Origin of the sequence: Plantibacter sp. Leaf314, assembly GCF_001423185.1 — a bacterium.
GTDB lineage: Bacteria > Actinomycetota > Actinomycetes > Actinomycetales > Microbacteriaceae > Plantibacter.
In genome coordinates, this window is sequence record NZ_LMOB01000001.1 from 1,808,937 (window position 1) to 1,821,682 (window position 12,746).

The window sequence follows — 12,746 nt, forward strand, 5'->3', positions numbered from 1 at the left end:
GTTTCGCAACCCTGCTACAGTCACCCCATGGTCGAACCGGGGGTCGAGACGGGCCGAGCGAGTGTCGAACTCGTCGCCGCGTACGCCTTCGATCACGGCCCGTTCACCGCCAGCGAGGTCATGGACGCGACCGGGCTGACGCGCGCGACCGTCCTCAACGCGTGCGACCTCCTCGCCGATCGTGGCTGGATCCGGGAGCTCGACGACGCACGCGCCGCGGGCGACTACCGACGGGGCCGGCCGGCGCGACGCTACGAGTTGGCCGCCGACACCGCGTTCGTCGTCGGCCTCGACGTGGGACAGCACCGGGTCGCCGCGCTCGTCGCGACGCTTCGAGGCGACGTCGTCGGCCGGGCGGAACTGCCGATCGTGGGCGGCGACGAGGATCCGGACCTGCGCCTCGCCACCGCCCGCGCCGCCGTCGAGCAGGCGACCGCCCAAGCCGGCACGACGGCCGGCCAGGTGCTCGTGACGGCGGTCGGCGTGCCGGCTCCGGTCGACGTGCACGGTCGCTCTCCGCGCGGCGACCACGACTACTGGGCCCGGATGAACCCCGACTTCGCGACCCGGCTCGGCCCCTGGGGCGAGGTGGTGCTCGAGAACGACGCCAATCTGGCGGCGTCCGCGGAACGGGCCCTCGGCGCGGTGGCGCGCGAGTCCATCGCCGTCCTCCTCGCCGGCGTGAGCTTCGGTGCCGGCCTCATCGTCGACGGCGTCCTGCTGCACGGCGGCGCCGGTGGTGCCGGCGAACTCCGCGTGCTCGGCATGGTCGAGGGTGTCGGCTCCTCGGAGGGACTCGACGGTGCCGCCCGGTCCTGGCTGGAGGAGGACCGCCGGACGGGACGGGTGCCCTCGGCGTCCCCGCTCGCCCTGACGCCCGTCGACGCGCTCGACGTGAGCCACATCGTGGACGCCGCGACCGGAGGCGACGCCTATACGGAGGCGCTGGTCGAACGACTCGGCGAGCGCCTCGGCCGCGTGTGCGTCGTGCTCGGCAGCCTCCTCGACGTCGAGGAGGTCGTCGTCGCCGGTGGCGTGGCGCGGGTCGCCTCCCCCGTCATCGCCGCCGCCCATCGCTGGCTCGAGCAGGGCGTCTACGCGCCGACCCCGCTCGTCCGGGCGTCCGAACTCGGGGCGGACGTCGTGGCCCTCGGTGCCATCACCCGCGCGGTCGCGACGATCCGCTCGCAGCCGTGGCGGTTCGCCGCTTCGATCACGCGCTGAGCCGACAAGCGGTGAGTCGACGGACCCCGGACACCGCGCAGGGCCCCACCTTCCGCCAAGATCGGTGGGGCCCTGAGTGCGGTGTTACCGCGCTGCGACGGTCGTTCCGGCCGTACTCGTTCGGACCGTTCGCAGGTGACGGGCGACGCTGAGCGCGCCTGTGTCCTTCAACCGTTGCAGAAGTCGAACACGCAACCGACCCGAATCAAGCGTTAAGAACGATGGTTCTTAACGAATCGTGAAGAGCGCGGTGCTACTGCACCGACCATCCACCGTCGGACGGCAGGATCACGCCGTTGACGTTCACCCCGTCGTCGCTCAGGAGGAAGGTGATAGATGCCGCGAGCTGCTCGGCCGTCGCGATCGTCGGGATCGCCGCCTGGAACGGGGCGAGCCGTGCGGATCCCGCCTCGGACACGTTCGGCGGGAACGGGATGCCGGTGGCGACTCCGCCGGGGGCGACGGCGTTCACGCGGACACCGTGCGGCCCGTACATGAACGCGGCGCTCTTGGTCATGCCGACGACCGCGTGCTTGGAGGTCGTGTACGCGTTCCCCGAGGCGTTGCCGCGGAGCCCGGCCTCGGAGGCGATGTTGACGACCGAACCCGAGCCGGCAGCGACCATCGCCGGGAGGACCGCCCGGGTCAGCTTGAAGGCGCCCGTCACGTTCACGCCCATGACGCGGTCCCAGGTCGCGTCACTCGTCTCGTGCAGCGGGGAGAAGTCGTCGTTGATGCCGGCGACGTTGGCGAGCGCGTCGATCCGCTCCCCTGCCGCGGCGACGATCGCGTCGATGTCGTCCTGCTTCGTGATGTCGCCCGCGACCGTGACGAGGTCGGCGTCCGGCAGGCTCGCGGCGAGGTCGGCGAGCTTGTCCTCGAAGAGGTCCACCGCCACGACCCGGCCGCCCTCGCGCGCGACGCGGGATGCCGTGGCACGGCCGATGCCGGAGGCCGCACCGGTGACGATCACCGTCTTCCCGGCGAACCGTCCGGCGGTGATGCGCTCCTGCCACCCCTCGGGCGCCGCATCGACCGGCGCGACGCCGTCGTTCGCCGCGAGGACGAGCTCGTCGATGAGCGACTGCGGCAGCTTGCCCTGACTCAGAGCCACGAGCTGCTGGAGCGGCAGGCCGGCGATGGGCGCGAGCTGCGACTCCTCGGTGCCGAGCTGGACGAGGAGGCCGCGGATGAGCGGGCCACCGGTGGGGTCGGCGAGCCAGGCGGCGATCGGGGTGTTGGCGGTGAGGACGCTCATGGGGTTCCTTCGTTCTCGGGATGGTGGCGCACGGCGGATCCGCGATCCGGACATCATTGTCCGGTACACGGTACGCCGCCGACGACATGGCCACCAGCCCTCACGGTGGGCTCCCAGCCAGGTGCACCGGACCGGCCGCGCGGCGTTACGCTACCGGGATGCCGTCGACACCCGCGAAGCCGAACCGCGGCCCGAGCGCGGGTCCGGAGAACCGTCGCGCACTCGTCGCCGCAGCGCGCCAGGTGTTCACCGCGGACGGGTTCGGCGCCCCGCTCAGCGCGGTCGCGAAACGCGCCGGGGTCGGCCAGGGCAGCCTGTACCGCCACTTCCCCGACCGCCTGTCGCTCGCGCTCGCCGTCCTCGAGGAGAACGTCGGCGAGCTCGAGGAGCACGCCGCGCGCCCCGACGCCACCCTGGACACCCTGCTGGACGTCGTGATCGACCAGGCGCTCGTCACCTCACCGTTCGTCGAGGCCATCCTCGGGGCGGGCGACGACCCGCGCGTCACCGCCCTCGGCACCCGCCTCGACCGACTCGCGCACGAGCTGCACGGCCGGGAGCTGGCGGCGGGACGCATCGCGCCGCACGTGGAGCCGGACGACATCCTCATGGCCGTCTCGATGGTGGGTGCGACCCTCACCCGGATCCCGGCATCCCATCGCGCAGACACCGCGGCTCGCGCGAAGGCGATGTTCCGTCGCTCCTTCGGCCGATGACGCGGCTTGGGACGATGGCACAAGAACGACCCGAACCGTGTGTCGACGGACCATTGATGCGTGCGGGGACCGACCGTAGGGTCGGAGGGACAGAGAAGGGGTCCGCCATGCCGGCCAACGCATTCGCCTCGATCGACGTCGAGGCCATCCCTCGCTCGCTCGGCGAACCGGACCCGGCGGCGACGGCCAAGATCATGGACGAGCTGGACGAGAACTGCCTCGCCTTCCTCGCCCACTCGCCCTTCTGCACCATCGCGACCTCCGACGCGGCGGGCACCTGCGACAACTCGCCCCGCGGCGACTACCCGGGGTTCGTCCGCGCACTCGACCCGAGCACCCTCGTGATCCCGGAACGCCTCGGCAACCGGCTCGCCGACTCCCTGCAGAACATCGTGCAGAACGGCCACATCGGCATGCTGTGCTTCGTGCCAGGCATGAGCGAGACCCTGCGGATCAACGGCACCGCCATCGTCACCGACGACCCGGCGCTCACGGCGATGCTCGAGCAGGACCACGTGACCCCGCAGCTCGCGATCGTGGTGCGCACCGAGGAGGTCTACCTGCACTGCGGTCGGGCGCTCCTCCGCGGCGGGATCTGGGACGCCGAGATGCAGGAGCTCGCCGACGAGGTGCCGAGCGCCGGCCGGATCTGGGCGAGCATGTCCGGGCTGAGCACCGAGGTCGGTGACGCGATCGACGAGGCCGTCGTCGTCGGCAACCGGAGCCTGTACTGATGGCTGGAAGCAAGAGGAACTCCTGATGCGCAACCGCGCGGGCATGACCCCGCTCATCGTCCAGGAGATCGTGCGCGAGACGCCCACGATCGTCAGCGTGGTGCTCGCCGACCCTGAGGGCCGCCGCCTCCCCGCGTGGGACCCCGGCGCCCACATTGACCTGCAGCTCATCACCCGCCACGAACGGCAGTACTCGCTCTGCGGCGATCCCGCCGACGAGTTCCACTACCGGATCGCGGTCCTGCGCGAAGAGCATTCGCGGGGCGCGTCCCACTACATCCACACCTTCCTCCGCGTCGGCCGGAAGGTCTTCATCCGGCCCCCACGGAACCTGTTCCCGCTCTCGGACGCGAAACGCCACCTGCTCCTCGCCGCGGGCATCGGGATCACGCCGCTGCTCTCGATGGCGCGACGACTCGCCGCCGGCGATGCCGACTGGACGCTCGTGTACGCGGTGCGCACCCGCGAGGACGTCGCGTTCGGGCCGGAACTCGACGCCCTCGGCGACCACGTGCGGATCCACGTCAGCGGGGAGAGCGGACGGCTCGACCTCGCCGGGCTCCTCGCCGGGCTCGAGCCGGGCACCGACGTGTCCGCGTGCGGGCCGCGCGGCTTCACCGACACCCTCACCGATCTGGCGGAGACCTTGCCGGACGACTGCCGGCTGCACCTCGAGCGGTTCGAGCCGAAGCCCCGCGCCTACCTGCCGAACACGGCCTTCACCGTGGAGTGCGCGCGCTCCGAGCGCACTGTCGAGGTCACGGCAGGGCAGACGATGCTGCAGGCGATGCAGGCCGCGCGGGTCGGCATCCCCGGCTCGTGCCTGCGGGGCGTCTGCGGCTCGTGCGCGGTGCAGGTGGTCGACGGCACGCCCGAGCATCGTGACTCGCTGACGACCGACGACGCGTCGATGATCATGTACCCGTGCGTCTCACGGTCGCAGACGCCGACGCTCGTGATCGACGCCTAGGCGCGCGGGAGGCAGGCCGACCCGACAGATCTCCCGTCAGGGGCGCCAGGCGGCGTCGGCGGAGGCCAGGACCGTACCGTCGGCGGCACGCACGACGACCGAGGTGCCGGCAGCGTCGTCCGTGCCGACGATGCGGAACGTCGTGTCCACGAGCACCGGCGCCTTCGCGCGGAACCGCACCGATACGAGACGGCGACCGTCGGCATGCGCGGCGAGCGCATCGAGGACGAGGATGCGGGTCAGTGGACCGTGCACGAGCAGATCGTCGAGCCCCTCGACGTCGCGCGCCCAGCGGCGGTCGTAGTGGATCCGATGCGTGTTGCCGGTCACGGCCGAGAACCGGAACAGCTGACGGGAGTCGAGCGAGCGGCGCTCCGACCAGTCGGCGCCCTCGTCGGGATCGGCCGCGTCCTCCGGAGCCGGTGCCGGTGCCGGCACCCGCGGCGTCGGGACTGCCGGCTGGGCCTCCAGGAACACGTCGTGCCAGGTGCTCCGCACGGCGACCTCGCCGTCGACGACGAACTCGCGGACGAGGTCCGCGAAGACGAGGCGACCCGCCCGACCCTGCTTCTCGACGAGCGAACCGAGACTCGTGCGCTGCGTCACCGGCTCGCCGTAGCGGAGCGGCCGGAGGAACTCCGTGTCCTCCCCCGCGTACATGCGGCGTGGCAGGTCGATGGTCGGCAGCACGCCGTCCTCGGCCGGTGAGCCGTCCTCACGGAGCTGGGCGAACGGCGTCGTGAACGGGAAGTAGACGCCCTCCCACCCGGCCGGGAGCTCCTCGCCGACGACCGGCTCCGGCATCCCGGTCGCGAAGGTGCTCCGGTACCAGGACGCGGGCCCGGCCTCCAACCGTTCCTCGCGTTCCATTCAGATCACTCCGTCGGCGCGGAGTCCGGCGATGCGCTCCGCGTCGTACCCGGCGAGCGCCGCGAGGACGTCGTCGGCGTGCTCCCCGATGCGGTTCGCGGGGCGGTCGGTCGTGGCCGGGGTGGCGCTCAGCTTGATGGGCTGGCCGAAGGAACGGAGCGTGCCGAAGGAACCGTAGTCGGTCTCGACGACCATGTCGCGTTCGGCGGTGCCGGGATCCTCGACGACCTCGCCGATGGTCTTCACCGCGGTGAGCGGCACGACGTCGCCGGCCAGTTCCTCCAGCTCGGCGCGGGTGCGGTCGGCGAACCAGGAGACGACGAGCGGCTTCACCCGTCGGGCGTAGACCTCCTCGTCGAAGCGCTTCCGCATGGTGTCGATCTCGGGGTCGGCGATCGCCTCCGGAGTGCCGAAGAGCTCGCAGCTCGCCTTCCAGAGTTTGTCGGTGTAGGCGCCGAAGAACACCTGGCCGTCGGCGCAGGGGAACAGTTCGTAGGGGCGCACCCAGGCGTGCTCGTTGCCGGACGGGGAGGCCACGGTGCCGTCGACGGTGTAGTCGACGACGGCGGTCTCGGTCATGGCGATGATGCTGTCGACCTGGGCGACGTCGACGAGCTGACCGACGCCGGTGCGCTCGGCGTGCCGGAGGGCCGCGAGCGTGCCGATGACGCCGAACATGGTCGCCGAGAGGTCGCCGATGGTCACACCGACGCGGACGGGTGGCTGGTCGGCGTAGCCGTTCATCGACCACAGGCCACCGGCGGCCTGCGCCGTGTTGTCGAACGCCGGGCGACGGCTGCGCGAGCCGGTCTGCCCGTAGCCGGAGATCGCGGTGTAGACGAGCTTCGGGTTGATCTCGGCGAGCGCCTCGTAGGGCAGTCCGAGCTTCGCCATCGTGCCTGGGCGGAAGTTCTCGACGAGGATGTCGGCGCTCGCGACGAGGTCGCGCAGCACCTCCTTGCCCGCCTCGCTCGCGAGGTCGAGGGCGAGGCCGAACTTGCCGCGGTTGTACTGGCCGTAGTACCCGCTGAACTCCTCGTCGCCGTCGCGGAGGTAGGGCGGGAAGCCCCGCGAGACGTCGGGGTCGTTCGGGTTCTCGATCTTGATGACGGTGGCGCCGAGGTCGGCGAGCATCGAGGCGGCGTAGGGACCGGCGAGGACGCGGGAGAGGTCGAGGACGACGACGCCTTCGAGGGAGCCGGGTGGGACGGCGAGTCGCTCGGTGGCCGCGAGGATGGCCGCGGTGTCGGCGCCGTTCGGCTGCTGCTGCTCGGTCATGCGTGTCCTCCTGGGCATCGGGCGTGCCGCGTTCTGGCGTCGCGGGAGCACCTTCGCCGTGCTGCATCCGTCTCGGTCAACGGTATCGGGCGCTGGAGGATCGACCCATGTGCGAACCGCACACGTCCGCCCGACTTCCATGGGCCGCGACTCCGGCCGACTCCCACCTCCCGCGGGCGCCAGGCACGCGTGCACCGAGGCGATGATAGGTGAGGCTAGGCTTACTTCATGCGCAGCGCGACCCTCCTCCGATCGAGACGCGCGCTCGCCGTCGGTTGCCTGGGTGCCGCCCTGCTCGTCATCGCCCTCGCGAGCCTCATGCTCGGCAGCAACCTCATCAGTCCGGTGGCCGTCGTCACGGCCCTGTTCGACCCCGCCCAGGACACCGGTGCCGTCGTGTGGGGCTCGCGGGTGCCGCGCACCGTGCTCGGGATCCTCGTCGGCACGTGCCTCGGGATCGCCGGTGCGGTGATGCAAGGGCAGACCCGCAACCCGCTCGCCGATCCCGGCCTCTTCGGCGTCTCGGCCGGGGCGAGCCTCGCCGTCGTCGTCGGCGTCTACGTGCTCGGCACGAGCTCGGTGGTCACCACCCTGTGGCTGGCGCTGCTCGGCGCCACCGTCGCCAGCGTCATCGTGTTCTCCGTCGCCGCACTCGGTCGCGGCCTCTCGAGCCCCGTGCCGCTCGCGATCGCCGGCACCGCCGTCTCGGCCCTGCTCGTCGCCCTCACCTCCTACCTGGTGCTGTCGGACGAGACGACGCTCGCGGCCTACCGCATCTGGGTGGTCGGCTCGCTCTCCGGGCGGTCGCTCACCGGGGTCGACGCCGCCCTCGTCTTCGCCGGACTCGGTCTCGTCTTCGCCCTCGCGAACGTGCGGTCCTTGAACGCCCTGGCGCTCGGGACCGAACTCGCGAACGGGCTCGGCGAGAACCTCCTCCGGGCACGCCTCGTCGGGCTCGCGGCGATCACCCTGCTCACCGCGGCGGCCGTCGCGCTGACCGGCCCGATCGCCTTCGTCGGGCTCACGGCACCCCACATCGCCAGGACCTTCGTCGGCGGACATCACGGCTGGCTCCTCCCGGCGTCGGGACTCGTCGGGGCCGGCGTGCTGCTGGCCTGCGACGTGATCGGGCGCTTGATCGGCGGCACCGCCGAGGTGCCCGTGGGCGTCGTCCTCACCGTCATCGGTGGCGCGGCCTTCATCATGATCGTGCGGCGCGGACGGATGGCCGAGCTGTGAGCGCCGTTCCGGAAGGCAGCCGCGTGTTCGGTCGCCTGTGGCGCGGTCGGGTCGCCGTCGTCACGATCGTCTGCCTCGTCGTCGCGCTGGCGTTCGCGCTGCTCGGCATCGTCGCAGGGTCGTCCTCGCTGACGATCCCCGACGTGATCACCACCCTCCTCGGCGGCGGGACCGGCGGGCAGGAGCTCATCGTGTTCGAACTCCGCCTCCCCCGCGTCGTCGGCGGTCTGCTCGTCGGCGCGGCCCTCGGCCTGGCCGGGGCGCTCACCCAGACCTTCGCCCGCAACCCGCTCGCCACCCCGGACATCCTCGGCGTCACCTCGGGCGCAGCGCTCGGGGCCGTCGCAGCGATCGTCCTCGTCGGCGGCAGCTACTCCGTCGGTGCCGGCGCACTCAGTCTCGGACTGCCCGCCATGGCGGCGATCGGGGCGCTCGTGACCTCCGCGGCCGTCTACGCCCTGTCCTGGCGCGGCGGGGTCGACAGCTTCCGACTCATCCTCATCGGCATCGGCGCCACCGCGACGCTCGGCGGTATCACGAGCTACCTCATCGCCCGCGCGCAGATCACCGAGGCGGCAGCGGCGGCGCAGTGGCTCGTCGGCAGTCTCTCCGGCATCTCCTGGTCGAGCGTGTGGCCGGTGCTCGTCGCGCTGGTGATCCTGACGCCGATCGCGGTCCTGCAGACGAGCAGCCTCGACATCAGTCAGCTCGGCGACGAACTCTCCACCGGCCTCGGCGTCGCCGTCCAACGGCACCGGATCATCGTCATCGCGTGCGCGGTCCTGCTCGTCGCCGCGGCCGTGTCCGCCGCAGGGCCGATCGAGTTCGTCGCCTTCGTCGCACCCCAGCTCGCCCGTCGGATCGCGCGCACCGGTCGTCCACCCCTGCTCGCCTCGGCGCTGCTCGGCGCCGTCATCGTGACGGGCGGCGACGCGCTCGTCCGCGGCGTCCTCCCGGGTGAGATCCCGGTGGGCATCATCACCGCGATCGTCGGTGCCCCCTATCTCATCTGGCTGCTGACGCGCCGCAAGGAACGGGAGACCTCCGCATGACCAAGCCCGCCATGACCACGGAAGCGCACCCGGCTCCCGCCCTCGAGGCCCGCGGGGTCTCGCTCGCCTACGAGCAGACGGTGGTGTTCGAACAGCTCGACCTCCGCATCGAGACCGGGCAGGTGACGACCCTCATCGGTGCCAACGGCTGCGGCAAGTCGACCCTGCTGAAGGCGTTCGGTCGCCTGCTCACCCCGACCGCCGGCACCGTCGAGCTCGACGGCCGCGCCGTGCGCTCGATCCCGACCCGCGAGGTCGCACGCCGGCTGGCCATCCTGCCGCAGAAGCCGCTCACCCCGTCGGCGACGACCGTCCGCGACCTCGTCTCGCGCGGACGGCACCCGCACCAGAGCCTGCTCAAGCCGTGGACGTCCGCCGACACGATCGCCGTCGACGAGGCCCTCGCCGCCACCGGCCTCGAGACACTCGCCGACCGCGACACCGCCTCGCTGTCGGGCGGGCAGCTCCAGCGTGCCTGGATCGCCCTGGTCCTCGCGCAGCGGGCGCCGACGATCCTGCTCGACGAGCCGACGACCTTCCTCGACCTCAGCCACCAGCTGGACGTGCTCCGGCTCGTGCGGTCGATCAACCGTGAACGTGGCGCCACCGTCGTCATGGTCCTGCACGACCTCACGCTCGCCGGCCGGTACTCGGATCGACTCGTCGTCGTGGGCGGCGGTCGGATCATCGCCGACGGCACGCCGTGGGAGGTGCTCACGCCGGCCGTCCTCCGCGAGGCCTTCGACCTCGACGCCATCGTCATCCCCGACCCGAGCAGCGGTTCGCCCCTCATCGTGCCCGTGGACCCCGACGACGCGATCGCGCTCGACGCCGAGTGATCCGGGCGATTCGGGGATTCCGATATCGATTCGTAACTTAGGTTCGGCTATCCTAAGTATCATGACGATCTCTTCACGCCTTCGCCGCGCCGCACTCGTGCTCGTGCCGGCGCTCGCCCTGGTCGGCCTCGCCGGCTGCTCCCCCACCGCCGCATCCGACGCCGACAGCAGTGGCGCTTGGAGCTACACCGACGACACCGGCACCACGGTCAAGCTCGACCAGCAGCCGAAGCGTGTCGCGAGCTTCGCCGACTACGCCCTCGGCCTGCACGGCAACGGCATCGACCCCGTCGCGGTCTTCGGTCGCGTCGACGTGGCGACCGACCCGCGTTTCGCCGACTACGACCTCGGCGACACCGCGATCGTCGGCAACAGCTACGGCGAGATCGACCTCGAGGCGCTCGCCGAGGCCGCTCCCGACCTCATCGTGACCGGCCTCTACCCGACCGACCGCGAAGGCACCCTCGACCTCACCGGCCCGTACTACGGGGTCGCCGACGTCGAGCAGCAGGAGCAGCTCGAGAAGATCGCTCCGGTCGTCGCCATCAAGGTCGGCGGCAAGGGCGCCGACGTCATCGCCTCGCTCAACAAGCTGTCCGAGGCGCTCGGAGCCGAGGAGGACACGATCGCCGCCGCCAAGGAGCGCTACGACGCCGCGGCCGCCGACCTGACCGCCGCCGCGAAGGAGACCGACCTCGAGGTCACGCAGATGTACGCGGACGCCGACGGCGTCTACGTCGTGAAGCCGCAGGACGAGCCGGAGACCGAGCTCTACAGCGAACTCGGCGTGACGTACACGAACGCGAACCCGGACGGCTACTACTACTGGGACATCTACAGCTGGGAGAACGCGGCCCAGATGATGACGGGAGACGTCCTCCTCGTCAACGTCGAAGGCTTCCAGCAGAGCGACCTCGAGGCCCAGGCTACCTTCGCCTCGCACCCGGCCCTCGTCGCCGGTCAGATCCATTCCTGGAACACCGCCGCCCTCGACTACACCTCGCAGGCGAAGCAGATGGAGAAGCTCGCCGGCGTCCTCCGCGAGTCGAAGGCGCTGTAACCCTCCCGATCCGCCCATGTGACCTCGACGCACCGAATCCCCATCGGAGTGTGTCGAGGGCACATGGGCGGTCCTCGTGGCAGCCGGTAGCCTCTTCAGGCGTCCGGGCCGTCCCGGTGCGCCCAACACGAAGGAGTGCCATGGCCATCGACAGCGCGCGCGGAAGCGCACCCCGCGGAACGGACACCGTCCGAGGACAGAGCGACATCGATCGCGACGGGCTCGACTCCCGGGTGCAACGCCGGCGGGCCATCCTCGCCAGCTCCGTCGGCACGGTCATCGAGTGGTACGACTTCACCCTCTACGGCCTCGCGTCGGCACTCGTCTTCGCCCCACTGTTCTTCCCGGGCGCCGGCGACCTCGCCGGGCTCCTCGGCGCGTTCGCCGGCTTCGCGGTCGGCTTCGGTGCACGCCCCATCGGCGGCCTCATCTTCGCCCACTACGGCGACAAGCTCGGTCGCAAACCCACGCTCCTCATCACGCTGCTCTTCATGGGCGTCGCGACCACGTTCATCGGGTTGCTGCCCACCGCCGAGACCATCGGTGTCTGGGCGCCGATCCTCCTCATCGTCCTGCGGATCTTCCAGGGCATGGGATCGGGTGCCGAGTTCGCCGGCGCGATCACGATGGCGAGCGAGTCCGCCGACGTGAAGCACCGCGCGTTCGCCGCCTCCTTCCCCGGCGCCTCCGTCTACGTCGGCATGGCCCTCGCGACGACCGTGTTCGCCGTGGTGAGCGCGCTGCCGACCGAGCAGTTCCAGAGCTGGGGCTGGCGCATCCCGTTCCTCGCGAGCGTCGTCATCGTCGCCTTCGCGCTCTACTTCCGCCTGCGGGTGAAGGAGACGAAGGCCTTCGAGAGCGCCGAGGAGCGCGGTTCGACCAGCTCCGCGCCGCTCGTCGGCGCGATCCGCTCGCACTGGCGCGTGATCATCTGCGGGATGGCGCTGTTCGCGTTCGCGCTGCCGTGGGTCTACGTGGTGCAGGTGTTCTCGCTGTCGTACGTCACGGGCACCCTGACGGTGAACCCGACGGAGGCGCTCATCGGCCTGATCGTCGCCGAGGTCCTCACCATCCCGACGGCGCTGCTCTTCGGCCGTCTCGCCGACCGCATCGGTCGGAAGCCGGTCCTCATGGGCGCCGCGATCTTCGGGGTCCTGTACGCGTTCCCGATGTTCCTGCTCTACAACACGGAGCAGTCGGTCGTCGTCGCGCTCGGCCTGATCCTCGGCCTGGCGGTCATCCAGGGCTCCACGATCGGCACCTCCGGAGCCCTGCTCGCGGAGATCTTCCCGACGTCGATGCGGTGGAGCGGCATCGCGCTCTCCCGCGAGATCCCGGCTGCGCTCGTCGGCGGGACGGTCCCCCTCGTCGCCACGGCCCTCGTCGCCGCGAGCGGCGGAGCCCCGTGGCTCGTGGCCGCGTACCTGCTCGTGCTCAGTGCGATCGGCATCGTCGGCATCGCGTTCCTCCCGGAGACCCTGCCGCGCAAGCAGCGGGACTGACGCG

At 71.3% G+C, this 12,746-nt stretch carries 12 protein-coding genes; 9 read left to right on the forward strand and 3 right to left on the reverse strand.

Features of this window, described 5'->3' with window-relative positions:
• The first annotated feature begins 27 nt into the window (after positions 1-27).
• Positions 28-1,224, forward strand: coding sequence for an ROK family transcriptional regulator (locus ASF68_RS08530; RefSeq protein ID WP_056009288.1), 1,197 nt, complete (start codon positions 28-30; stop codon positions 1,222-1,224).
• Between the two features lie 253 nt (positions 1,225-1,477).
• Here the strand turns inward: ASF68_RS08530 and ASF68_RS08535 are convergent, their stop codons facing one another.
• Positions 1,478-2,482: an SDR family NAD(P)-dependent oxidoreductase gene (locus tag ASF68_RS08535; RefSeq protein WP_056009290.1), complete on the reverse strand. Its 1,005-nt coding sequence runs from the start codon at positions 2,480-2,482 to the stop codon at positions 1,478-1,480.
• A 158-nt stretch (positions 2,483-2,640) separates the two neighbouring features.
• On the opposite strand from ASF68_RS08535, the gene ASF68_RS19340 reads away from it, so the two are divergent.
• From ASF68_RS19340 to ASF68_RS08550, 3 genes are all read left to right on the forward strand, one after another.
• Complete coding sequence (locus ASF68_RS19340) at positions 2,641-3,198, forward strand: TetR/AcrR family transcriptional regulator (RefSeq protein WP_056009292.1); 558 nt, start codon at positions 2,641-2,643, stop codon at positions 3,196-3,198.
• A 107-nt stretch (positions 3,199-3,305) separates the two neighbouring features.
• On the forward strand, positions 3,306-3,932 hold the full coding sequence (locus tag ASF68_RS08545) for an MSMEG_1061 family FMN-dependent PPOX-type flavoprotein (RefSeq protein ID WP_056009294.1): 627 nt from the start codon (positions 3,306-3,308) through the stop codon (positions 3,930-3,932).
• Between the two features lie 25 nt (positions 3,933-3,957).
• Positions 3,958-4,902: a PDR/VanB family oxidoreductase gene (locus ASF68_RS08550; protein ID WP_056009296.1), complete on the forward strand. Its 945-nt coding sequence runs from the start codon at positions 3,958-3,960 to the stop codon at positions 4,900-4,902.
• A gap of 36 nt (positions 4,903-4,938) precedes the next feature.
• On the opposite strand, the gene ASF68_RS08555 is transcribed toward ASF68_RS08550, so the two are convergent.
• Positions 4,939-5,772, reverse strand: coding sequence for a MaoC family dehydratase N-terminal domain-containing protein (locus ASF68_RS08555; RefSeq protein WP_056009298.1), 834 nt, complete (start codon positions 5,770-5,772; stop codon positions 4,939-4,941).
• Positions 5,773-7,050: a CaiB/BaiF CoA-transferase family protein gene (locus ASF68_RS08560; protein ID WP_082498543.1), complete on the reverse strand. Its 1,278-nt coding sequence runs from the start codon at positions 7,048-7,050 to the stop codon at positions 5,773-5,775.
• A 228-nt stretch (positions 7,051-7,278) separates the two neighbouring features.
• Between ASF68_RS08560 and ASF68_RS08565 the strand changes: the two genes are divergently transcribed.
• The 5 genes from ASF68_RS08565 (at position 7,279) to ASF68_RS08585 (ending at position 12,742) form a co-directional block, all read left to right on the forward strand.
• Positions 7,279-8,289, forward strand: a complete 1,011-nt coding sequence (locus tag ASF68_RS08565; RefSeq protein ID WP_056009300.1) for an iron ABC transporter permease — start codon at positions 7,279-7,281, stop codon at positions 8,287-8,289.
• 23 nt (positions 8,290-8,312) lie between these two features.
• Positions 8,313-9,341 (forward strand): iron chelate uptake ABC transporter family permease subunit, encoded by a 1,029-nt coding sequence (locus ASF68_RS08570; protein ID WP_056011636.1) that lies wholly within the window; start codon positions 8,313-8,315, stop codon positions 9,339-9,341.
• Positions 9,338-10,180 (forward strand): ABC transporter ATP-binding protein, encoded by an 843-nt coding sequence (locus tag ASF68_RS08575; protein ID WP_235526772.1) that lies wholly within the window; start codon positions 9,338-9,340, stop codon positions 10,178-10,180. The genes ASF68_RS08570 and ASF68_RS08575 overlap by 4 nt, the downstream gene beginning before the upstream one ends.
• Positions 10,181-10,241: 61 nt before the next feature.
• Positions 10,242-11,240, forward strand: a complete 999-nt coding sequence (locus ASF68_RS08580) for an ABC transporter substrate-binding protein (protein ID WP_056009302.1) — start codon at positions 10,242-10,244, stop codon at positions 11,238-11,240.
• 140 nt (positions 11,241-11,380) lie between these two features.
• Positions 11,381-12,742 carry an MFS transporter gene (locus ASF68_RS08585; RefSeq protein WP_082498544.1) on the forward strand — a complete coding sequence of 454 codons (1,362 nt, stop codon included), beginning with the start codon at positions 11,381-11,383 and terminating at the stop codon, positions 12,740-12,742.
• Positions 12,743-12,746 lie beyond the last annotated feature (4 nt).

Coding starts and splice junctions, on each gene's coding strand:
- ASF68_RS08530 (WP_056009288.1), top strand. CDS start 28: ATGGTCGAACCGGGGGTCGAGACGGGCCGAGCGAGTGTCGAACTCGTC.
- ASF68_RS08535 (WP_056009290.1), bottom strand. CDS start 2,482: ATGAGCGTCCTCACCGCCAACACCCCGATCGCCGCCTGGCTCGCCGAC.
- ASF68_RS19340 (WP_056009292.1), top strand. CDS start 2,641: ATGCCGTCGACACCCGCGAAGCCGAACCGCGGCCCGAGCGCGGGTCCG.
- ASF68_RS08545 (WP_056009294.1), top strand. CDS start 3,306: ATGCCGGCCAACGCATTCGCCTCGATCGACGTCGAGGCCATCCCTCGC.
- ASF68_RS08550 (WP_056009296.1), top strand. CDS start 3,958: ATGCGCAACCGCGCGGGCATGACCCCGCTCATCGTCCAGGAGATCGTG.
- ASF68_RS08555 (WP_056009298.1), bottom strand. CDS start 5,772: ATGGAACGCGAGGAACGGTTGGAGGCCGGGCCCGCGTCCTGGTACCGG.
- ASF68_RS08560 (WP_082498543.1), bottom strand. CDS start 7,050: ATGACCGAGCAGCAGCAGCCGAACGGCGCCGACACCGCGGCCATCCTC.
- ASF68_RS08565 (WP_056009300.1), top strand. CDS start 7,279: ATGCGCAGCGCGACCCTCCTCCGATCGAGACGCGCGCTCGCCGTCGGT.
- ASF68_RS08575 (WP_235526772.1), top strand. CDS start 9,338: ATGACCAAGCCCGCCATGACCACGGAAGCGCACCCGGCTCCCGCCCTC.
- ASF68_RS08580 (WP_056009302.1), top strand. CDS start 10,242: ATGACGATCTCTTCACGCCTTCGCCGCGCCGCACTCGTGCTCGTGCCG.
- ASF68_RS08585 (WP_082498544.1), top strand. CDS start 11,381: ATGGCCATCGACAGCGCGCGCGGAAGCGCACCCCGCGGAACGGACACC.